The organism is Streptacidiphilus sp. MAP12-16 (assembly GCF_041262165.1).
In the GTDB taxonomy this organism is placed as follows: domain Bacteria; phylum Actinomycetota; class Actinomycetes; order Streptomycetales; family Streptomycetaceae; genus Streptacidiphilus.
The window spans coordinates 307,689-328,539 of sequence record NZ_JBGCBY010000005.1 but is presented as its reverse complement, the minus strand read 5'-3'; the positions used below and the strand labels follow the sequence as shown (position 1 = coordinate 328,539).

Here is a 20,851-nt window from a genome sequence, read left to right as displayed (position 1 = left end):
GGAGGACTCAGTCCTCGGTGTAGCGCAGGAACGTGCCGGTGTCGAGCACCCACTCGCCGAGGTGCAGGGGCTCCCCGAAAGGGACCTTGCTGGAGAACTCGTATCGGGGACCGTCCTCGTCCTCGGTCGGGACGTGGAACCGGGTCACGGTTCCCTTGCGGGGGTCGAGGATCACATACTCGGGGATACCCATTGCGGGGTAGTCAGCCGCCTTGTCCGCGTAGTCGCTCTCCGGATTCCCCGGCGAGACGACCTCCAGCACAAGTGCGACATCGGCGACGTCAAGCGCGGTTCCGTGTTCGAGGGCGCTCTCCCGGCAGACCACCAGATCCGGGCGGCGCTTCCGCTTCACACCCGGGACGGCAACCTCGGGTCCGTTCTCCGCCACCCAGCCCGGTCGGGACGACTGAACCTGCGGGTCGAGCTGCTGGCGGGCGCGACGGACGTTGAGCTCGTGCGGGTTGCTCGGAGCCATTATCACGATGACGCTGTCCCCGGAGATCTCCACTGCCCAGGACTCGGGCAGCTTGGCGAGCTCGTCAGCGATCTCCAGCATCCGTGCGTAGTCCATGGAAGCCACGATAGCGGCGCTGCGGACCCGTGGACGTCCCCGATTCGGGTCAGCCCGCTCGCGGGAACTCGGACCCCAGCGGGGGCAGCGCCGTGCCGTAGAGCCATTCCGTGAAGAAGGCGTGCAGCGGGTGGTGGGTGTGGCGCTGGGCGAGGGTGGTGAAGTCGGCGGTGGTGACGACGCCGTAGCGGTGTTCGGCGGTCCACTCCTTCAGCAGCGCGAAGAAGGCGGCGTCGCCGATGACGCCGCGCAGCGCGTGCATCACCAGGCCGCCGCGCTGGTAGAGGCGGTCGTCGAACATCAGGCTGCGGCCGGGGTTGGCCAGGACCAGGTCCTGCGGGAGCCTGCCGAGCCGCACGTGGGCGAAGGCGGCGTGCTGCGCAGCGGTGCGGCCGCCGGAGTGCTCGGACCAGAGCCACTCCGCGTACTTGGCGAAGCCCTCGTTGAGCCAGATGTGCCGCCAGTCGGCGATGGTGACGCTGTTGCCGAACCACTGGTGCGCCAGCTCGTGGGCGATCAGGCGCTCGGAGCTGCGGCGGCCGTCGACGTGGTTGGCGCCGAAGGTGGAGAGTCCCTGCGCCTCCACCGGGACGTCGAGCTCCTCGTCGGTGACGACGACGGCGTACTCGCCGAAGGGGTAGGGACCGAAGAGCTCCGTGAAGAGGTCCATCATGGCGGGCTGGCGGGTGAAGTCGGCGACGCAGGCGGCGGCGAGCCGGGCCGGCATGTGGACGACCTGCGGCACCGAGCCGGCGGCCAGCACCAGTTGCTGGTAGTGCCCGATCTGAACCGTCGCCAGATAGCTGGCCGTGGGCGCGGGTTGCTCGTACACCCAGGTGGTGCTGCCGGCCCTGACAGTGCGGGCGAGCAGGCGGCCGTTGGCGACGACGGCGTAGGGGCTCGGGGCGGTGAGCGAGACCAGGTAGGCGGCCTTGTCGGCGGGCCGGTCGTTGCACGGGTACCAGGAGGGCGCGCCGACCGGCTGGCTGGCGACCAGCGAGCCGTCCTCCAGCTCCTCCCACCCCAGGTCGCCCCACTCGCTGCGGACCGGGCGCGGGTTGCCGCTGTAGTGCACCTCGACGGTGAACGCGCCTCCGGCGGGCAGCGGCCGGGCCGGGCGCAGCCGCAGCTTGCCCGCACGGTGACTCCAGCGCGCGACCCGGCCGTCCAGCAGCACCCGGTTGACCCGGAACTCGGAGAAGTCGAGCACGACTTCGGTCAGCGGTTCGGCGCCACCGAGGCAGGTGAGCCGGGCGCTGCCGGAGAGCCGGTTGGGAGCCGGCCGGTAGTCGAGGGTCAGCTCGTAGCGGTGGACGTGGTAGCGGGAGTCGCCGTGGGTCGGGAAGTACGGATCAGTTGGCACAGGCTGGGTGCGGGGCTGCGGCGACGACTGCTTGGGGCTCAACGCTGTTCTGCTCCACTGAGTGGGTCTGCTGGACTGCGGGCTTCCCTGCCGACGGCCAGGGCGCGATCGGGTTGCCCAACCAGCGGCTGTCCGCCGGAACGGACTCGCCGCGCATCACCAGCGACGCGGGGCCGAGGGTGGTGCGGGCGCCGATCGTGGCCCCGGGCAGGACGATACCCTGCGGGCCCAGGGTCGCACCCTCCTGGAGGATCACCGCGTCCATCCGCATGATCCGGTCGTGGAACAGGTGGGTCTGCAGCACGCAGCCGCGATTGACGCTGACTCCGTCGCCGAGAGTGACCAGGTCGGCTTCGGGCAGCCAGTAGCTCTCACACCACACGCCGCGCCCGATCCGGGCGCCGAGACCGCGCAGCCAGAGGTTCATCAGCGGAGTACCGGGGACGGAGTTGATCAGCCAGGGCGCGGCGAGGACCTCGACGAAGGTGTCGGCGAGCTCGTTACGCCAGACGTGGCTGCTCCAGAGCGGGTGCTCGACGGCCCGGAAGCGGCCGACGAGCACCCACTTCGCGGCGACCGAGAGCCCGCAGGCGAGCAGTCCGGCGGCGAGCAGGACCAGGCCGGAGCCGAGCGCGGCCAGGACGGGACCGCCGGCCTCGGCCAGGCCGGCGAGGGCGGCGAGGACGCACAGGGCGAGGGCCGCCGACGCCATCACCGGAACCATCCTGAGGGTCTCGACCGCGCCCCGGGTCCAGCGCAACCGCGCGGAGGGGGCGTAGGTGAGGCTCTGGTCTCCGCGCTCGACCCGGCGCGGCAGCTTCATCGGCGGCATGCCGAGGTAGGAGCTGCCCTTCTTGGCCTTCTTGGGAGTGGCGGAAAGCACCCCGACCAGTCCCCGGTCGGGCACGGAGCGGCCGGGGGCGGTCATCCCGGAGTTGCCGAGGAAGGCGCGGTTGCCGATCTCGGCCTCGTCCACGCGGAGCCAGCCGCCGCCGAGCTCGTAGGGGGCGATCAGGGTGTCGTCGGCGAGGAACGCGCCGTCGCCGACGGTGGTCATGCTGGGCAGGGCGAGAACGGTGGACGCCTCGACGCCCTGGCCGACCTTCATGCCGAGGGCCCGCAGCCAGGCCGGTGTGAACAGGCTGGCGTAGAGCGGGAACAGGCTGCCCCGGGCCAGGTCCATCAACTGGGTGACGGTCCAGGCCTGCCAGGCGGTGCGGCTGTGCAGGGGATGGTGTCCGGTGCGCAGGCCGAGGCTGAGCAGGCGCACGGCGACCAGGATCAGCAGGGCGTAGGCGAGGGCCCCGGTGAGGGTCGCGAGCGGGACGCCGAGCAGGGCGTGGCCGAGCAGCTGCGGAAGGGGTGCGGGCTGCCCGGAGGCGGGGTGCACGAACGCCGCGAGGACCAGCACCGCAGGGACCGCGGCGGCGAGCGGCAGCAGGCTCAGGCCGACGCCGCTGGCCCCGTACATCGCGGCCCAGCGGGCCTTGCGCGGGGGGCGGTCCTTGGGCCAGGCGTGGTTGGCGCGGCCGGTCTTGGCAGCGGGGGCCCCGGCCCAGCGCTGCCCGGTGGGGACCTGCCCGGTCACGGCCGATCCGGCGACGATCTCGGCGCGCTTGCCGACGCGGGCGCCGGGGAAGAGGATGCTGCGGGTGCCGACGGTGGCGCCTGCGCCGACCCGGACCGGGCCGAGGTGGAGCAGGTCGCCGTCCAGCCACCAGCCGCTGAGGTCGACCTCGGCCTCGACCGCGCAGCCCTTGCCGAGTTTGAGCAGGCCGGTGACCGGCGGGAGGGTGTGCAGGTCGACGTCGGAGCCGATCTTCGCGCCGAGGGCCCGGGCGTAGCGGACCAGCCACGCGCCGTTCAGCTCGGTGGCGCCGCTGAGCTCGGCCAAGCGTTCGGCCGTCCACAGCCGCAGGTGGACGCCGCCGCCGCGCGGGTGGCTGCCGGGCTGCACGCCGCGCAGCAGCAGCCGCGCGCCGCCTGCGGCGAGGGCGATGCGTCCGAACGGGGTCCAGAGCAGGACGGCTCCGGCGGCGATCCACCACCAGGAGACCGCGGGTCCGGGACCCAGCAGGTGGGTGAGGTCGGCGAGCGCGGCGAGGGCGACGGTCCAGCGCAGGCCGACGACGGTGAGCAGGGGGATGGTCAGCAGGATCTGCAGGATGCCGGCGCGCCGGGGGGTGGGCTCGACCGTGCGGGTGGCGGCAGTGGCCTGGGTGGAGGCTTCGAGCCTGCGGGCGAGGTCGCGGAGGACGGGCTGCTGGTAGACGTCGCTGACCGCCACCGAGGGGTAGCGGGTGCGGATCAGGGTGACGAGCTGGGCCGCGCCCAGACTGCTGCCGCCGCTCGCGAAGAAGTCGGCCTTGGCCGTGCCGACCGGGACGCCGAGGACCTCCGTCCACTGCTCGGCGAGCCAGGCTTCGGTGCCGTAGAGCGGTTCGGCGCTGCCGGGCTGCTGCATCGAGGGCAGTGGCCAGGGGAGGGCGTCGCGGTCGACCTTGCCGGAGGTGCGGGCGGGCAGGTCGTCGACCCGGGCGAGCAGCGGCACCATCGCGGCCGGCAGCGCCGCGCGCAGCCGGCGCACGGCCTCGTCGTGGTCAAAGGGCTGACCGGGGTCCTGGTCGGTGACCAGATAGCCGACGAGCAGCTGGTTGCCGCCCCGGGCGGTCCGGACGGCGGCAGCCGCGCCGGTGACGCCGGGGAGGGACTGCAGTACGGCGTCGACCTCACCGAGCTCGATCCGGCGTCCGCCGAGCTTGATCTGCTCGTCCGCGCGGCCGAGGAAGACCAGGCCGTCGGGCTCGGCCAGGACCAGGTCGCCGCTGCGGTAGGCGCGGTCCCAGCCGACCGACTCCAGCGGGGCGTAGGTCGCGGCGTCCTTGACCGGGTCGAGGTAGCGGGCGAGGCCGACGCCGCCGATGACGAGCTGGCCGCTCTCTCCCATGCCGACGACCTGCCCCTGCTCGTCGACGACGGCGAGCTCCCAGCCGTCCAGCGGCAGGCCGATCCTGACCGGTGCCCGGCCGGTGAGCTGGGCGGCGCAGGCGACGACGGTGGCCTCGGTGGGGCCATAGGTGTTCCAGACCTCGCGGCCCTCGGTGGTGAGGCGTTCGGCCAGCTCGGGCGGGCAGGCCTCACCGCCGAAGATCAGCAGTCGGACGTCGCCGAGGGCGTCGGCGGGCCACAGGGCGGCCAGGGTGGGCACGGTGGAGACGACCGAGATCTCCTGGTCGACCAGCCACGGGCCCAGGTCCGCGCCGCTGCGGACCTGCGCGCGCGGGACGGTGACCAGGCAGGCGCCGTAGCGCCAGGCCAGCCACATCTCCTCGCAGGAGGCGTCGAAGGCGACCGAGAGACCGGCCATCACCCGGTCGCCGGGGCCGAGCGGCTCGTCCTGCTGGAACAGGGCGGCTTCGGCGTCGACGAATGCCGCGGCGCTGCGGTGGGTGACCGCGACGCCCTTGGGCTTCCCGGTGGAGCCGGAGGTGAAGATGATCCAGGCGTCGTCGGTCAGGGTGGGGCGGCCGGTGCTGCCGTGCGGGTCCTGCTTCCGTGTCAGCAGGCGGTTCTCGCCGAGGACGGCGCAGACCCCGGCCTCGGTGAAGACCAGCTCGGCGCGCTCGTCGGGGTCCTCGGCGTCGACCGGGACGTAGGCGGCACCGGCGGCGAGCACCGCCAGGATGCAGACGTACAGGTCAGCCGTCCCCGAGGGCACCCGCACGCCGACGCGGTCGCCGACGCCGATCCCGGCGGCGGCCAGGGTCCGCCGCAGGGCGTCGACCTCGGCGGCGAGCGCGCGGTAGCTGAGAACGGTCCGTCCGTCGTCGAGCGCGGGCTCCAGCGGGTGGGCAAGGGTGGTGGCGTCCAGGATGTCGAGCAGGGTCCGCGGAGCGTGTGCGGGGCGTCCGGGGAACAGCGCGAGCCCGCTGGGCGCGGAGGCGTCTTCCTTCAGCTGGTCGTACACGGCCGTGGTCATGGGTCCTCTTCTCGTCTGCGACCCGGTCGATGCTAGCCCTGTGCGGGGGCGTCCGGAATCATCGATCGGCTCGCAACATCCCTTTTGGGGAAGATTTCTGACACATCATCAGCTTCTGCTTGCAGCTCCTGCGATACGAGTTGACGGTCCGTCAGTCACATCTGACGGACCGTCCGACAAATTTCGAAAGGAGACCCATGACACACGCCGGAAACCTGGATCCGACGGAGCATAGTTCCCAAAAGCTCTCACATCCTACTAAATCGCTCAACTCATAGAAAGCGCGACCTTCGGCTCGACCCGGACCGGTCAGCTGTCGAGCGGGGGCTCCTGCCCCTCTGCGAAGGCCGGCAGCTCCTCCGCCGACCAGGCGAGCCGGCCCGCCCGCAGGTCGTCCAGCACCGAGCGCACCCACTCCACGACAGCGCGGCGGGGAACTCGGGGAACTCCTGCCTGGGCACCGCGAGCATCTCGTCCATCCAGACCCGGGCGACCCTGCGGCCCTCGTCGGTGACCTCGTAGACGGTGCGCTCGGGGTACTGCTGGTCGAGCCCGGTCTCCCTGACTGCGATCAGGCCTGCGGCGAGCAGGCGCTCGATCGTCCGGTAGAGGCTCGCACGCCGGCTGACGTTGACGACCTGGTCCTTGCCCCACTGCTTGATCGGCCGCTGGACGCCGTACGGGTGCAGCGGCCGGGTAGTGGAGCAGCGAGAGGACGGTCAGGGCCGGCGGGGAGCCGCGCAGGCCGCCGGTGGAGCGGATCATCGCCGCCACCGCGCGCACCAACAGCAACAAGGCGACAGGGCCGGTCGGCCGGGTGATCCGCGACCTGGCGCTGCCGGTGGCGATGAAGCTGGTCAAGCCGGAGAAGTCGCCTGGCAGTACGACTACCGGATCGACTGGTACGCCCCCGTCGTCGCCGGTGCCTCGGAGGGTGCTGGGGGGCCGGACCGGCCCCAGTAGGGCCCTACTGCGGGGCGCTGCGGATGTCGAGCTTGCGGATGACCCGGTCGACCAGCTCCGGGTCGGCCCCCGGCTCCATCCGTGCCACCTGCATCTCCTCGCGTCCCGCCGCCAGCATCTCCTGCTCGACCTGCTGGAACTGCCGTAGCCGCCGCACCCGTTCCTTGAGTTCGCGCCGCTGCTCCTCGTCGTAGAGGTCCGGGCGGTTGCGGGCGAGACGGTCCGTCTGACGCTGCCTCAGCCGCTCCACCAGCTCGTCCGGCAGGTCCTCGCTCTCCGCGAGCGCCTTCAGCCGGCGCAGCCCCGCTTTGGACACCCGGTACCAGAGCAGCCGCTCCGCCGCGTCCTCGGCGTCCTCGTCCCGGCTGAGGTGGAGCTTCCGCACCACCCAGGACAGCGTCATCCCCTGCACCAGCAGGGTGAACAGGACGACGCTGAAGGCGATGAAGACGATCTCGTCACGCCCGGGAAAGGTGCCACCGCCCTTGACCGTGAACGGGATGGCCAGCGCCAGCGCGACCGAGGCCACACCCCGCATCCCCGACCACCACAGCACCACCGACTCGCGCCAGCCGATCGGCGCGGCCTCCTCCCTGACCCCCCTGCGCCGGTCCCAGCGGTAGGTCACCCACGCCCCGGGCAGCAGCCACAGCAGCCGCACACCCGCGACGACCGCCATGACCAGGCCCGCGTCCACCAGCATGCTCCGCCAGTTGTGACGGCCCGTCTCCGCCAGCACGCTCGCCAGCTCGAGACCGATCAGGCCGAAAGCCATGCCGGAGATCAGCAGTTCCACGACGTCCCAGAAGGCGCTGCCCACCAGCCGGTAGGCCACGTCGTCCGCGCCCACCGTGCGGTCGTTGATCCACAGTGAGCAGACCAGCACCGCGAGCACGCCGGACCCGTGCAGCCCCTCCGCCAGCGAGTACGCCGCGAACGGCACCAGCAGGCTCAGCGCTACCTGGAGCGTAGGGTCGTCCAGGACCGACATGACCCGCCCGCTCAGCCAGCCGAGACCGACGCCGAATACCAGCGCCAGCACCGCCGACAGCACCAGCCGCTCGACCGCCTGCAGCGTCGAGAACTCCCCGCTGACGACGGCGTCGACCGCCAGCCCGTAGACGACCAGTGCCGTCACGTCGTTGAAGAGGCCCTCGGTCTCCAGGATGCCCATCAGCCGGCGCGGCAGGCCCACGCTGCCTGCGACCGCAGCCGCCGCGATCGGGTCCGGCGGGGAGATGATCGCCCCCAGGGCGATGGCCGCGCCCAGCGGCAGCGCGGGCACGATCCAGTGCGCCGCGACGGCCACCACCGCCGTGGTCACCACAACCAGCGCGACCGCGAGCAGCAGGATGACCCGGACGTTCGCGCGGAAGTACCGGGCCGTGGAGCGCTGCGCCGCCGCGTAGATCAGCGGCGGCAGCACCAGGGGCAGGATGAGGCCCGGCTCCAGGGAGATGTTCGGCACCGCCGGCACCAGCGCCAGCACGATGCCGATCACCGTCATCAGCACCGGCTGCGGCAGCCCGATGCGCTCCGCGAGCGGGGTGGTGACGATGGCGGCCAGCAGCACGAAGAAGAGGAGCATCAGCTGCGCCATGCCGCCGACCGCCCCTCTCCCCCGGGGTCCCGCGCGGGGACGCCGACCGTGCCGCGCCCGTCGGGGCGCCTGTGGTCAGCCTGCCAGCGAGCGGGTCATGGTGCGGTGCGGGATACCGCCGTCCAGGTACTCGGGACCCTCGGCGACGTAGCCGAGCCGCTCGTAGAAGCCCAGCGCGTCGACCTGCGCGTGGAGCTCCAGCTCCGCCGCGCCCCGGGCGCGGCCCTCGGCCTCGATGGCACGGACCAGCGCCACGCCCAGGCCCGTGCCGCGCGCCTTCTCGAGCACGGCGAGACGGCCGAGCAGGACGACGCCCCCGCGGCCGCTGACCCGGAGCGCCTGCTCACCGTGGATCAGTCGTCCGGTGCCGACCGGCGTACCGTCCGCGTCACATGCCAGCACATGCACCGAGGTGGCGTCGAGGTCGTCCCACTCGTCCTCCTCGGGAATGCCCTGCTCGACGATGAAGACCTCACGCCGGATCGCGTGCACCGTGTCCATGTCGGATTCCAGGGCGACGCGGACATCAGCCTGCTGCGGGTCAGCTCTCTGCACTGATGATCTCCAGGGCGCGGGTCAGGTCCTCCGGGTACTCGCTCCGGAACTGTACCCACCGGCCGTCCGAGGGGTGCTCGAATCCCAGCTCCACGGCGTGCAGCCACTGCCGGGCCAGGCCGAGCCGCTTGGACAGCGTCGGGTCGGCGCCGTAGGTCAGGTCGCCCACGCAGGGGTGGCGCAGCGCGGACATGTGCACCCGGATCTGGTGGGTGCGGCCGGTCTCCAGCTTGATGTCGAGCAGCGATGCCGCCCGGTACGCCTCGATCAGGTCGTAGTGGGTGACCGACGGCTTGCCGTCGGCGACGACGGCCCACTTCCAGTCGCTGCTGGGGTGGCGGTCGATGGGAGCGTCCACCGTGCCGGACATCGGGTCGGGGTGTCCCTGCACGAGGGCGTTGTACTTCTTCTCGACGACCCGGTCGCGGAACTGCTGCTTGAGCAGGGTGTAGGCGAGCTCGGACTTGGCGACGACCATCAGTCCGGAGGTCCCGACGTCCAGGCGGTGCACCACACCCTGGCGCTCGGCCGCACCGGAGGTCGAGATGCGGTAGCCGGCACCGGCCAGTCCGCCGATCACGGTGGGGCCGGTCCAGCCGGGGCTGGGGTGCGCGGCGACGCCGACGGGCTTGTCGACGACGACCAGGTGCTCGTCGTCGTGGATGATCTTCATGGCGTCGATGCGCTCGGCGACGATCTGCACCGGCGCGGGCGGGGCCGGGATCTCGACCTCCATCCAGGACCCGGCCATGACCCGGTCGGACTTGCCGACCACGGAGCCGTCCAGCGTCACCTTGCCCTCGGCGGCCAGCTCAGCGGCCTTGGTGCGGGAGAACCCGAACATCCGGGCGATGGCGGCGTCGACACGCTCGCCCTCAAGGCCGTCGGGTACGGGAAGGTTACGGATCTGCGGAACGGTGCTCACCGACACGAGTATGCCGGACCGAGGGGTCCGGCCCACCATCAGGACGTCGGGCCCGGACCTTCGGACTCCTCGGTGCCGGTCGGCTCGTCCGCCTCGGGTTCGGCCTCCGGCCTGCCGTCCCGGAGCACGGTCCCGTCCGGGTTGGTCCCGAGGAAGGAGAGCAGCACCACCAGGATGCCGCCGCAGACGATCGCCGAGTCGGCGAGGTTGAACACCGCGAAGTGCTTCACCGAGATGAAGTCGACGACCGCGCCGCGGAACGTCGACGGCGAGCGGAAGATCCGGTCGGTCAGGTTGCCGAAGGCACCGCCGAGCAGCAGGCCGAGTGCGATGGCCCAGGGCAGGCTGTAGAGCTTGCGGGCGAGCCGGCAGATCACCACGACCACGGTGGTCGCGATGACGGTGAAGACGATGGTCATCGCCGCGCCCATGCCGAAGGCGGCGCCGGGGTTGCGGGTGGCCTGGAGCATCACCCAGTCCCCGGCGAGCCGGATCGGCTCGTGGTACTCGAGCTTGGAGACGACCAGCAGCTTGCTGCCGAGGTCGAGCAGGTACGCGATCAGAGCGACGGACAGCAGCACACCGATCCTGCGCCGGCGCCGCACGGGCGCGGCCGACTGCGCCTCCTCCGCCGCCGGGGCCTTCTGGAAACCTGGGGTACTGATGATGCGCTCCGCTACACCGAGTCGAGTGGACGTCCGCCGTCGAGCGTACGGTACGCGAGGTGGGCGGCGCGGACTGGTCCACGCCGCCGGACCGGACTTCTCCGTCCCTGCTCGTCCCTGCCAGGGCCTGCCGTACTGGCCCTGGGCCCGCTCCTGCAGGCCCAGCTCCGCTACAGGCCCTGCTCCTCGCCGCGCTACCGGCGCTCCTGCTTCTGCTTGCACTGCACGCAGAGGGTGGCGCGGGGGAACGCCTGGACCCTGGCCTTGCCGATGGGCTCCCCGCAGGACTCGCACAGCCCGAAGCCGGTGCCCGCGAGCCGGGCGAGCGCCCGCTCGGTCTGCGCCAGCATGTCGCGGGCATTCGCGGCCAGTGACAGCTCGTGCTCCCGGGAGATGTTCTTGGTCCCGGCGTCGACCTGGTCGTCTCCGGCGCCGTCGCCGGAGTCGCGCATGAGACCGCTCACGGCCTCCTCCGAGGCCGCGATCTCGGCGCTCAGCTGGGCGGCCTCCACCGTCAGCTCCCGCTGGAGCTCGGCGACCTCGGCCTCCGTCCAGGGGTCCTCGCCCGGCCGCACCGGGAGCGCGGCCGGCGTGAAGGCGGGTGCCTCCACTGGCGCGACCCGCGCCCTGGTCGCTGCGGTCGCGGCGGGCCTGGCCGCAGTCGACCGGGTGGCAGCCCCTGTCTTGCGTCGGGTCACGGTCGCCTCCCCCAGGTCTGCCACGGACGTTCCCGCGCGGTGCGTACCCACAGCCCCGCTCCTTGCCTTGTCCGCCATGCGTCTGACCCCTTTGCGAATGGCCGCGTCACACTAACGTGGTGCCGGAACGATAATGCGTGGCGAATCCCACCACAATGGGACATACCGCAGCACGCCTCTCGGCTTCTGCCGGCTCTTCCGGCTCGACGGATGTGTGCCCAGAACGTGACCCGATAATCGCCATCCGTCATCGTTACTGGTGCGTCACCGGCGTGCGCACCGAAAAAACTCCTTGCTCGGCCCTATAGACTGCTGCCGCAAGGCGTGGATGGGGACGAGTACCGCCGAACGCAGCCAGCAGCGACCCGGGGACGGTGTGAGCCCGGGGGTGTGCGCGACGGGAAGATCACCCCGGAGCCGCCGGAGGAACGGCTCGCTCCGAGCCCAGTAGACCCGGCCGCAACCCCTAACGAGGGGGCCGTGTGCTCTCGCACGCACGGCCAAGGAGGGTGGTACCGCGGGGCCGGAGAACCGTTCGCGCCTCGTCCCTCCGTCGGAAGCCGCATGCCGTACTCGCGCCCGCCGGAGGCCCCACCGATGGACCGATCGCCGATGACCCAGTCGCCGATGCCCCAGTACCACCCCGTCCCCGCCCAGGTGGACCTGCCCGCGCTCGAGCACGGCATCCTCTCCTTCTGGCAGGACAACAAGATCTTCCAGCGCAGCCTGGAGCAGTCCGAGGGCCGTCCCGAGTGGGTGTTCTACGAGGGCCCGCCGACCGCCAACGGCATGCCGGGCGCGCACCACATCGAGGCCCGCGTCTTCAAGGACGTCTTCCCGCGCTACAAGACGATGAAGGGCCACCACGTCGCCCGCAAGGCCGGCTGGGACTGCCACGGCCTGCCGGTCGAGCTCGCCGTCGAGAAGGAGCTCGGCTTCTCCGGCAAGCAGGACATCGAGGCGTTCGGCATCGCCGAGTTCAACGCCAAGTGCCGCGCGTCCGTGACCCGGCACACCGACGCGTTCGCGAACCTGACCAACCGGATGGGCTACTGGGTCGACCTGGACGACGCCTACCGGACCATGGACCCGGACTACATCCAGTCGGTGTGGTGGTCGCTCAAGCAGATCTTCGACAAGGGACTCCTGGTCCAGGACTTCCGGGTCGCGCCCTGGTGCCCGCGCTGCGGTACCGGCCTGTCCGACCACGAGCTCGCGCAGGGCTACGAGACGGTCGTCGACCCCTCGGTGTACGTCCGCTTCCCGCTGACCTCCGGACCGCTCGCTGGCGAGGCGTCGCTGGTCGTCTGGACGACCACGCCCTGGACGCTGGTCTCCAACGTCGCCGTCGCCGCCCACCCCTCGGTGACCTACGTCGTCGCCACCGACGGCAACGAGCAGCTCATCGTCGCCGAGCCGCTGCTGGAAAAGTGCCTCGGCGAGGGCTGGACCGCCACCGGCGCCCGCTTCACCGGCGCCGAGATGGAGCGCTGGACCTACCGGCGCCCCTTCGAGCTGGTCCCCGTCGACGGCGCCCACTTCGTGGTCAACGCGGAGTACGTCACCACCGAGGACGGCTCCGGGCTGGTCCACCAGGCTCCCGCCTTCGGCGCGGACGACCTCGCCACCTGTCGCGCCTACGGGCTGCCGATGGTCAACCCGGTGCTGCCCGACGGCACCTTCGAGCCCGACGTGCCGCTCGTCGGCGGCGTCTTCTTCAAGAAGGCCGACGAGGCCCTCGTCGCCGACCTGCAGGCCCGTGGCCTGCTCTTCCGTCACCTCCCCTACGAGCACAGCTACCCGCACTGCTGGCGCTGCCACACCGCGCTGCTGTACTACGCGCAGCCGTCCTGGTACGTGCGCACCACCGCCGTCAAGGACGCGCTGCTCCGCGAGAACGAGAACACCAACTGGTTCCCGGAGACCGTCAAGTACGGGCGCTTCGGCGACTGGCTGAACAACAACATCGACTGGGCGCTGTCCCGCAACCGGTACTGGGGCACCCCGCTGCCGATCTGGCGCTGCGCCGAGGACCACCTCACCTGCGTCGGCTCCCTCGACGAGCTCAGCGAGCTGACCGGCCGCGACCTGTCCGACCTCGACCCGCACCGGCCCTTCATCGACGAGGTCACCTTCGGCTGTTCCGCCGAAAGCTGCTCGCTGGAGGCGGTCCGCGTTCCCGAGGTCATCGACGCCTGGTACGACTCGGGCTCCATGCCCTTCGCCCAGTACGGCTACCCCTACAAGAACGCCGACCTGTTCGAGAAGCGCTACCCGGCCCAGTTCATCTCCGAGGCCATCGACCAGACCCGCGGGTGGTTCTACACGCTGATGGCCGTCGGCACCCTGGTGTTCGACAAGTCCTCGTACGAGAACGTGGTCTGCCTCGGCCACATCCTCGCCGAGGACGGCCGCAAGATGTCCAAGCACCTCGGCAACATCCTGGAGCCGATCTCGCTGATGGACCAGCACGGCGCCGACGCCGTCCGCTGGTTCATGGCCGCCGGCGGCTCGCCCTGGTCGGCGCGGCGGGTCGGGCACAACACGATCCAGGAGGTGGTCCGCAAGACCCTCCTGACGTACTGGAACACGGTCGCCTTCCAGGCCCTCTACGCCCGCACCGCCGGCTGGGCCCCTTCGGACGCGGACCCGGCTCCGGCGGACCGGCCGCTGCTGGACCGCTGGCTGCTGTCCGAGCTGAACATCCTCGTCCGTGACGTGGACGGCGCGCTTGACACCTACGACACCCAGCGCGCGGGGAAGCTGCTCTCCGCTTTCGTCGACGACCTCTCCAACTGGTACGTCCGGCGCGGCCGGCGCCGGTTCTGGCAGGGCGAGCCCGCCGCCCTCGCCACCCTGCACGAGGCGCTGGAGACGGTCACCCGCCTGATGGCCCCGCTGACGCCGTTCATCACCGAGCGCGTCTGGCAGGACCTGGTCGTGACCGTGGATCCAGCCGCCCCGGCCTCGGTCCACCTCGCCACCTTCCCCGTCACCGACCCGAACCTGATCGACCCGGCGCTCTCCCGGCACATGACCCTGGTCCGCCGCCTGGTCGAGCTCGGCCGCGCGACCCGCGCGGACTCGGGAGTCAAGACCCGCCAGCCGCTCTCGCGCGCCCTGGTCGCAGGCCAGGGCTACGAGGAACTGCCCGAGGAACTGCTCGCGCAGATCGCCGAGGAGCTCAACGTCAGCACCCTGGAGTCGCTGTCCGCGGTCGGCGGCTCGCTGGTGGACACCACGGCCAAGGCGAACTTCCGTGCGCTGGGCAAGCGCTTCGGCAAGGGCGTGCAGGACGTCGCCAAGGTCGTCGCCGCCGCCGACGCGGCCGCGCTCTCCGCGTCGCTGCGCGCCAACGGCACCGCCGTCGTGGAACTGGACGGCTCGCCGATCGAGCTCACCCCCGACGAGGTCATCATCACCGAGACCCCGCGCGAGGGCTGGGCCGTCGCCAACGAGTCCGGCGCGACGGTGGCCCTGGACCTGCACATCACCCCGGAGCTGCGGCTCGCCGGCATCGCCCGCGACGCCATCCGCCAGGTGCAGGAGGCCCGAAAGAACAGCGGCCTCGACGTCGCCGACCGCATCGTCCTCCGCTTCACGGCGACGGATCCGGACACGGCAACGGCCCTGACCACGCATGCCGGCCTGATCGCCGACGAGGTCCTCGCCACGGACTTCGCCTCCGGCGACGCGGACTGGAGCGACGCCGTGGCGTTCACGGACGAGAGCCTGGGGCTGACGTTCTGGCTGCGGAAGGTCTGACGAAACGTCGGTAGTCGTCGGAGCGGTCGCGCCCACCACGGATCACCCGTGGTGGGCGCGACCGGTTTGCGGCGGTGGCCGAACGCTCGCCGGCGATCAACGGCAGTGCCGGGGCCGAGACCTTGCCGGCGATTCCCGGCCGGCTGCCACAAAGGGGCTTCGCCCGGGCAACCGGCGCCAGGGGCCCGGGCCCGCATTCGCGCACACCGCACACCGCACACCGCAACGGGACAGCTCGGCCGGCAAGGGGGCGGGGCTCGCCGGCGGCAGCCGGCCCACTGACCCGCCAGGACCGACGCCGCTACGCAACGCAGCCGCCCCGCGCCGGAACGTTCCGGCACAGGGCGGCTGCTGCGGTACTGCAGGTCGGGCGGCGGAGGCCTGGGGTCAGCCCTCGTCGTCCTGGTCGATCAGGAAGCCGCGCATCGGCTGCGGGGCCTGCTGCAGCGGGGGCTGCGGGCGGACCGCGGCCATCGGCTGCGTCATGGCCGGAGCCATCTGCTGCTGACCGCCATTGCTCTGGTGCTGCTGAGCGCCGGCGCTGAAGTTGTTGCCGCCGAAGCTCTGCTGGCCACCGAAGGTCTGGCCACCACCGAAGCCCTGCTGGCCGCCGAAGGTCTGGCCACCCATCTGCGAGGCGCCGACGGGAGCCATCGACGGCTGCGACATCGAGGGCTGGGACATGGAGGACGGCGGCAGCGACGCGGTCGCGGGCTGGCGCGGCGGAGCGAGCGAGTCGTCCGCCTGCGACTCCAGCTGGCGCAGCTGGGTCTCCAGGTAGGACTTCAGTCGCGTCCGGTACTCGCGCTCGAAGGCGCGCAGGTCCTCGACCTTGCGCTCCAGCGTGGCGCGGGCGGACTCCAGGGAGCCCATGGCGACGCGGTGCTTCTCCTGCGCGTCCCGCTCCAGGGCGTCTGCCTTGGCACGGGCGTCCCGCTCCAGACCCTCGGCGCGGCTGCGGGCCTCACCGACGATCTTGTTGGCCTCGGAGCGCGCCTCGGCAATGGCCTGGTCGGCCGTCTGCTGGGCGAGCGCGAGGACGCGGGCGGCACTGTCGTTGCCCTGGCTCGGCTGCTGCTGCTGCGGGAAGTGCGGCTGCTGCATCTGCTGCAGGCCGCCCATGTGCTGCTGCATCTGGCCGGGCTGGCCCATCTGCTGCTGGCCGCCGAAGCTCTGCTGCCCGCCCATGGTTCCGCCCTGGAGCTGCGGCGGACCCTGGAGCTGCGGGGCACCGGACAGCTGCTGCGGGGCACTCGGCAGCTGCGGAGGGCCGGGGTGGCCCATCTGCTGCTGCTGAGCCTGCTGCATCTGCGGCGGCATGCCCTGCTGGGGCACCGGCGGACCAGATATGGCCGCCGGAACGGGCGGGCCAGGACGCTGGTGCTGGTCCTGTTCCTTCCGCATGTTCTGCTGGTTCTGGGCGGCCGCGCGAGTCGCTGCGGCCAGCTTGGCGCGCAGATCCTCGTTCTCGCGGAGCAGTCGGGTCAGCTCTCCTTCGACCTCGTCGAGGAAGGCATCGACCTCGTCCTCGTCATAGCCTTCGCGGAGGCGGACGGTCGTGAACTGCTTGTTCCGCACGTCCTCGGGGGTCAATGGCATCTCTTCACCTCAACGTGATCGTCGGACAACCGGCGGCCTGCGTGGTTCACAAGGCCCCCACGACGGAGATCAGGATCGAAACAATGATGATCAGTACGAGGAAGGACAGGTCGAGAGCCACGCCCCCGAAGCGCAGCGGCGGAATGAACCGCCGCAAAAGCTTGAGCGGCGGATCAGTGACGGTGTAGATGCACTCGAGCACAACGATCATCCCGCGGCCGGGCCGCCATTCGCGGGCTAGTTGTTGCACCCAGTCCATCACCAGACGTGCCAGCAGCACGATGAGAAAGCACGTCAGCACGATGTACAGCACCTGCCATACAACGTTCACTGCGCTTCCCCTCACTCTCGTCCTGCCTGCTGTCCCCCGGGAGCGGAAGGCCCGCTACCCGGTGTCACCTTGTCCACACGTTACGTCCTGCTGTGGTCAGCTCTGGTTGAAGAACCCACCCTCGGCAATCCTGGCCTTGTCCTCCGCCGTGACATCGACGTTAGCAGGAGACAGTAGGAACACCTTCTGTGTCACCCGCTCGATGCTTCCGTGAAGACCGAAGACCAGTCCAGCCGCGAAGTCTACGAGGCGCTTGGCGTCCGTGTCGTCCATCTCGGTGAGATTCATGATCACAGGCGTGCTCTCACGGAAGTGTTCCCCGATGGTACGGGCTTCGTTGTAGGTTCGGGGGTGAAGTGTGGTGATGCGGTAGGGCTCCCGCTCGGAGGCGGCCTTGGGCATGATCACCGGGGCACTCTTCTCCACGTGACGGCGTTCGGGTGTGATGGACGACACTGGCGCCATCCTGGGTTCCGACCGCATCGGGGCCACGACCGCGGCCTGCGCGACGGGCGCGGGGGCAGGACGGGGCACCTCCTCGGTGCGCGCGGCGTTTCGCATCGGCTCGGGCTCGGGGCCGTAGTCCTCGTCGTCAGGATCGTAGCCCTGAACGTCGTAGCGTTCGTCCTCCACGAGGCCGAGGTATTCCGCCATCCTGCGCAGTGCGCTGGCCATACTCCTGTCCTCCGCTCTGTGGTGGATCGGGTCCGTCACCGGCACACCCCCGCTGTCGCGAGGTGGTTCTACGATCCACGGTCTGACCCCGCGATGCAGGGGAGATTCCTACTTGTCCTAATTTGTTCTGCGATCTGATCTTCTAACCGGTGACGTTACCCGAGGGGCGCCCGGACACCCAGTACCGCCGTACCGACGCGCACATGTGTCGCCCCGGCCGCGATGGCTTCTTCCAGGTCGCCACTCATGCCGGCGGAGACCATCGTGGCAGCAGGATGCGCCCGGCGTAGGTGAGATGAGATTTCCGCGAGACGGTCGAAAGCTCGGCGCGGCGAACCGGCGTCCGGCCCGGTGAGCGGGGCGACTGCCATCACCCCGTCAAGTCGCAGGCCCGGCGCGGACGCCAGGGCATCGGCCAGGGCCGGGACGTCCGCCGGCGCGGCTCCGCCTCGGTGGAGTCCGGAGCCGGGGGAGGCTTCCAGGGCGACCTGGATGAGACAGCCCAATTCGGGGCGTTCCGACTTCTGCACCTCGGCGGAGAGAGCAGTGATCAGTCGAAGCCGGTCAACGGAATGCACGCGGTCGGCGTACCTCAGAACGGAACGGACCTTATTGGTTTGCAATTGGCCGACAAAATGCCAGATGAGCGGAAGATCTCTGCATTCCTCGGCTTTTGGGGCAGCATCCTGGTCACGGTTCTCGGCGACGTCGGTGACGCCCAGCGCGGAGAGGATTCTGGTGTCCGAGGCGGGATAGGTCTTGGTGACCACCACGAGGGTGACCTCGTCGCGCGCGCGCGCGGCGACGGCGCACGCGGCGGTGACGCGCTGCTCCACCGAGGTGAGGTTGGCGCGGAGGGTCTCGTAGCGCGCTCGCCCGGACGCGGAGAGGACTGCGAGGAGGTCGGGCGAATCGTTCATGCGTGGGTACCGTCCAGCCAGACATAGCTCGCGAGGCGGCCGGTGCGCTGCTCGCGGCGGTAGGAGAAGTGGTCGGACGATTCCATGGTGCAGATGTGGGACATCTCATGCACCGAGACCCCGAGCCGGGCGAGTTGCGCGCGGACGCCGGCGGGGAGGTCGAGAGCGGGAGTACCCCAGCTCGTCTGCGACCAGGTGTCCGGTTCGAGAGCGGCGATCTCGTCGCGGAGCGGTGCCGGCACTTCGTAACAACGTCCGCACACGGACGGGCCGATGGCACCGACGATCCGGGCGGGATCCGCGCCGAGTTCGATCATCGCTGCTACGGCGGCAGGGACGACCCCGGCCGCGAGGCCGGGACGTCCGGCGTGCGCGGCGGCGGTGACCCCGGCGGCCGGATCGGCGAGAAGAACCGGGACGCAGTCAGCGGTGAGCACGGCGAGGGCCAGGCCGGAACGGCCGGTCACCAGAGCATCGACGGTCGGGGCCGCACCGTCGGCCTGGCGTTCCGTCACCGCCGCGACGCCGTTGCCGTGCACCTGGTGCATCCACACCACGTCCGCCGGGTCGAGCCCGAGCGCGCCCGCGGCGAGACGGCGGTTGTCGCGAACGAGCGGTGGCTCGTCCCCGACCGCCCCACCCAGGTTGAGCTCCCCATACGGCGAGGTGCTCACCCCGCCCCACCGGTCGGTGAAGGCGAAATGAGCACCGTCGTCAAAGTCGATCTGCTGGCCGATCATGATGATCAGCTTAAACCGCCGGTCGGTCCACGTAGGTCCGGCTACTTCAGGAAGTCCGGGACGTCCAGCTCCTCGGCAGGGCTGTCCACGTACGGCGGGCGGGTCTGCGGGACGTGCGGCGGCATCTGCGGGGCGGCCGGCTCGGCGTGGCGCTGCGGCTCCTCGGCGCGCGGGACGCTGCCGATGGTGTGGACGCTGCGCCCGGCGGCCGTGGAGCCGGCCCGGTTGAACTCGCCGGCCCGCTCCTGCTGCTGCGGCGCGGCGGGGCTGGTGGAGCGGACCACCGGCTCGCGGACGATGGTGGGCGGCGCACCACCGTCGAAGCCCGCCGCGATGACGGTGACCCGGACCTCGTCGCCCAGGGCGTCGTCGATGACCGCGCCGAAGATGATGTTGGCCTCGGGGTGCGCCGCTTCGGCCACCAGCTGCGCCGACTCGTTGATCTCGAACAGGCCGAGGTCGGAGCCGCCAGAGATGGAGAGCAGCACGCCACGCGCGCCGTCGATCGAGGCTTCGAGCAGCGGCGACGAGATCGCCATGATCGCGGCAGCCTTGGCGCGGTCCTCGCCACGGGCCGAGCCGATGCCCATCAGGGCCGAACCCGCGTCCGACATGACCGATTTGACGTCGGCGAAGTCCAGATTGATCAGGCCGGGGGTGGTGATCAGGTCGGTGATGCCCTGGACGCCGGAGAGCAGCACCTGGTCGGCGGAGCGGAACGCGTCCAGCACGCTGACCTGGCGGTCGGAGATGGACAGCAGCCGGTCGTTGGGGATCACGATGAGGGTGTCGACCTCTTCGCGGAGCTGCGCGATGCCGTCCTCGGCCTGGTTGGCGCGGCGGCGGCCCTCGAAGGTGAAGGGCCTGGTGACGACGCCGATGGTGAGCGCGCCAAGGGTGCGGGCGATGTTGGCGACGACGGGCGCGCCGCCGGTGCCGGTGCCGCCGCCCTCGCCGGCGGTGACGAAGACCATGTCGGCCCCCTTGAGGACCTCCTCGATCTCCTCGCGGTGGTCCTCGGCGGCCTTGGCACCGACGTCGGGGTTGGCTCCGGCGCCGAGGCCGCGGGTGAGCTCTCGGCCGACGTCGAGCTTGACGTCGGCGTCGCTCATCAGGAGGGCCTGTGCATCGGTGTTGATCGCGATGAACTCGACGCCCTTGAGCCCGACCTCGATCATCCGGTTGATGGCGTTCACGCCACCGCCGCCGATTCCGACGACTTTGATGACTGCGAGGTAGTTCTGGGGTGCTGCCACGTCGAAGGCCTCTCGCCTCGGATGTACGGTGCCGAAGGGGCGGGAACTCTGAGTATGAGGCCCTGACCCGAACCCTGACCCTGAGGTTTAGGGTTAATGCTGTGCCGCTGCTCCAACATCTACTGCCACAGGACACTAGGTCTCCGAGCGGGCCCGTTCAACGGACACGCCGAGCCTGCGTTTTTTTCTTGTGAGCCTATGTGATCAATCATCCGGACTTTCACCCGGGGTGGCCCACCAGATTCA

General features: G+C 70.9%; 15 protein-coding genes. 1 reads left to right on the top strand and 14 read right to left on the bottom strand.

The annotated features are described in order from the left end of the window. Nucleotides 1-7 precede the first annotated feature (7 nt). From ABIA33_RS08835 to ABIA33_RS08800, 8 genes are all read right to left on the bottom strand, one after another. A complete protein-coding gene (locus ABIA33_RS08835; protein WP_370078976.1) occupies nucleotides 8-571 on the bottom strand; it encodes a Uma2 family endonuclease in 564 nt (187 codons plus the stop codon). Nucleotides 572-620: 49 nt separating this feature from the next. Beyond that, the gene (locus tag ABIA33_RS08830; RefSeq protein ID WP_370078974.1) at nucleotides 621-1,934 is read right to left on the bottom strand and encodes a M1 family metallopeptidase; all 1,314 of its coding nucleotides are present in this window, start codon (nucleotides 1,932-1,934) and stop codon (nucleotides 621-623) included. Continuing rightward, a complete protein-coding gene (locus ABIA33_RS08825) occupies nucleotides 1,924-5,913 on the bottom strand; it encodes a Pls/PosA family non-ribosomal peptide synthetase (protein ID WP_370078972.1) in 3,990 nt (1,329 codons plus the stop codon). Before ABIA33_RS08825 ends, ABIA33_RS08830 begins: the two co-directional genes overlap by 11 nt. 967 nt (nucleotides 5,914-6,880) lie before the next feature. Next, on the bottom strand, nucleotides 6,881-8,476 hold the full coding sequence (locus ABIA33_RS08820; RefSeq protein WP_370078970.1) for a Na+/H+ antiporter: 1,596 nt from the start codon (nucleotides 8,474-8,476) through the stop codon (nucleotides 6,881-6,883). Nucleotides 8,477-8,551: 75 nt separating this feature from the next. Further along, on the bottom strand, nucleotides 8,552-8,977 hold the full coding sequence (locus ABIA33_RS08815) for a GNAT family N-acetyltransferase (RefSeq protein ID WP_370079076.1): 426 nt from the start codon (nucleotides 8,975-8,977) through the stop codon (nucleotides 8,552-8,554). A 40-nt stretch (nucleotides 8,978-9,017) separates the two neighbouring features. After that, the gene (locus tag ABIA33_RS08810) at nucleotides 9,018-9,956 is read right to left on the bottom strand and encodes an RluA family pseudouridine synthase (protein WP_370078968.1); all 939 of its coding nucleotides are present in this window, start codon (nucleotides 9,954-9,956) and stop codon (nucleotides 9,018-9,020) included. Between the two features lie 38 nt (nucleotides 9,957-9,994). Then, complete coding sequence (gene lspA / locus ABIA33_RS08805) at nucleotides 9,995-10,624, bottom strand: signal peptidase II (RefSeq protein WP_370079074.1); 630 nt, start codon at nucleotides 10,622-10,624, stop codon at nucleotides 9,995-9,997. A 191-nt stretch (nucleotides 10,625-10,815) separates the two neighbouring features. Continuing rightward, a complete protein-coding gene (locus ABIA33_RS08800) occupies nucleotides 10,816-11,370 on the bottom strand; it encodes a TraR/DksA family transcriptional regulator (RefSeq protein ID WP_370078966.1) in 555 nt (184 codons plus the stop codon). A gap of 576 nt (nucleotides 11,371-11,946) precedes the next feature. Between ABIA33_RS08800 and ileS the strand changes: the two genes are divergently transcribed. Further along, nucleotides 11,947-15,084: an isoleucine--tRNA ligase gene (gene ileS, locus ABIA33_RS08795; protein WP_370079072.1), complete on the top strand. Its 3,138-nt coding sequence runs from the start codon at nucleotides 11,947-11,949 to the stop codon at nucleotides 15,082-15,084. Nucleotides 15,085-15,471: 387 nt separating this feature from the next. Here ileS and ABIA33_RS08790 read toward each other — a convergent pair whose 3' ends face one another. From ABIA33_RS08790 to ftsZ, 6 genes are all read right to left on the bottom strand, one after another. After that, nucleotides 15,472-16,683 carry a DivIVA domain-containing protein gene (locus tag ABIA33_RS08790; RefSeq protein WP_370078964.1) on the bottom strand — a complete coding sequence of 404 codons (1,212 nt, stop codon included), beginning with the start codon at nucleotides 16,681-16,683 and terminating at the stop codon, nucleotides 15,472-15,474. Between the two features lie 46 nt (nucleotides 16,684-16,729). After that, nucleotides 16,730-17,014, bottom strand: coding sequence for a YggT family protein (locus ABIA33_RS08785; protein WP_370078962.1), 285 nt, complete (start codon nucleotides 17,012-17,014; stop codon nucleotides 16,730-16,732). Between the two features lie 96 nt (nucleotides 17,015-17,110). Continuing rightward, entirely contained in the window at nucleotides 17,111-17,689 is a 579-nt protein-coding gene (locus ABIA33_RS08780; RefSeq protein WP_370078960.1) for a cell division protein SepF, read from the bottom strand. A 155-nt stretch (nucleotides 17,690-17,844) separates the two neighbouring features. Next, a complete protein-coding gene (locus ABIA33_RS08775) occupies nucleotides 17,845-18,609 on the bottom strand; it encodes a YggS family pyridoxal phosphate-dependent enzyme (protein WP_370078958.1) in 765 nt (254 codons plus the stop codon). Continuing rightward, entirely contained in the window at nucleotides 18,606-19,349 is a 744-nt protein-coding gene (gene pgeF, locus ABIA33_RS08770; protein ID WP_370078956.1) for a peptidoglycan editing factor PgeF, read from the bottom strand. Before pgeF ends, ABIA33_RS08775 begins: the two co-directional genes overlap by 4 nt. A 41-nt stretch (nucleotides 19,350-19,390) precedes the next feature. Next, nucleotides 19,391-20,605, bottom strand: a complete 1,215-nt coding sequence (gene ftsZ, locus ABIA33_RS08765) for a cell division protein FtsZ (RefSeq protein WP_370078954.1) — start codon at nucleotides 20,603-20,605, stop codon at nucleotides 19,391-19,393. Between the last annotated feature and the right edge of the window lie 246 nt (nucleotides 20,606-20,851).

Excerpts from the sequence above, each read along its gene's own strand:
- ABIA33_RS08835 (WP_370078976.1), bottom strand. The coding sequence starts at position 571 with ATGGACTACGCACGGATGCTGGAGATCGCTGACGAGCTCGCCAAGCTG.
- ABIA33_RS08825 (WP_370078972.1), bottom strand. The coding sequence starts at position 5,913 with ATGACCACGGCCGTGTACGACCAGCTGAAGGAAGACGCCTCCGCGCCC.
- ABIA33_RS08820 (WP_370078970.1), bottom strand. The coding sequence starts at position 8,476 with ATGGCGCAGCTGATGCTCCTCTTCTTCGTGCTGCTGGCCGCCATCGTC.
- ABIA33_RS08815 (WP_370079076.1), bottom strand. The coding sequence starts at position 8,977 with ATGGACACGGTGCACGCGATCCGGCGTGAGGTCTTCATCGTCGAGCAG.
- ileS (WP_370079072.1), top strand. The coding sequence starts at position 11,947 with ATGCCCCAGTACCACCCCGTCCCCGCCCAGGTGGACCTGCCCGCGCTC.
- ABIA33_RS08790 (WP_370078964.1), bottom strand. The coding sequence starts at position 16,683 with ATGCCATTGACCCCCGAGGACGTGCGGAACAAGCAGTTCACGACCGTC.
- ABIA33_RS08780 (WP_370078960.1), bottom strand. The coding sequence starts at position 17,689 with ATGGCCAGCGCACTGCGCAGGATGGCGGAATACCTCGGCCTCGTGGAG.
- ABIA33_RS08775 (WP_370078958.1), bottom strand. The coding sequence starts at position 18,609 with ATGAACGATTCGCCCGACCTCCTCGCAGTCCTCTCCGCGTCCGGGCGA.
- pgeF (WP_370078956.1), bottom strand. The coding sequence starts at position 19,349 with ATGATCGGCCAGCAGATCGACTTTGACGACGGTGCTCATTTCGCCTTC.